The 617-nt window shown below is 36.6% G+C and carries 1 protein-coding gene; it reads right to left on the minus strand.

What is annotated here, in order from left to right; genetic code table 11:
* Window positions 1–166: 166 nt before the first annotated feature.
* Complete coding sequence (locus JV36_RS0117060) at window positions 167–517, minus strand: hypothetical protein (RefSeq protein ID WP_032096749.1); 351 nt, start codon at window positions 515–517, stop codon at window positions 167–169.
* Window positions 518–617 lie beyond the last annotated feature (100 nt).

Here is a 617-nt window from a genome sequence, read left to right on the forward strand (position 1 = left end):
CCAGAACAACCTAATAATGGGAGTGTAGCTACAAACGCTAAAATTAAACTTTTCATTAATACATCCTTGTCATATAACGCCCATTTAAGGGGCTGATAATTGTTTGCTTAAATATGTAGCGAAGCGGTATCGAGCAAACTGTTAGCAGTCCCGCTTTAAATTCTTGTTATGTTGCAGGTTGACCACTGCCTTCCAGTACAGGGCTATAAATACCCCAAATAGCAAATGGCACTAATAATAAAGACAACACAAATAGCCAAATTAATAGCTTCATTGATTTGTTACTTTTACCTTTACTCACTTTATAAAGAATAAAAGCTGAGATTAAACCTAAAATGCCCCAGTAACGATAAGAGCCAATTAATATAGAAGTTTGAATGGGTAATTCGGCTTCGAAAGAGTCAAATATACTTTCAAACTCTTGGATGAATAAAAAAGCCCCGTACGCAAATAATCCAAAATAAAGCGTCGATACTGTCGCGGCCATTATTTGAAAATTACTTTTTACTTGATTCATACTCTGCATCTCCTTTTGCAACATAACGATTCGCATAACGGGCAAATATACGTAGGCTAAAATACCGAGCAAAGCGAGGGAAGCCTACGTGTATTTGTCC

The organism is Alteromonas sp. LOR (genome assembly GCF_000753865.1).
In the GTDB taxonomy this organism is placed as follows: domain Bacteria; phylum Pseudomonadota; class Gammaproteobacteria; order Enterobacterales; family Alteromonadaceae; genus Alteromonas.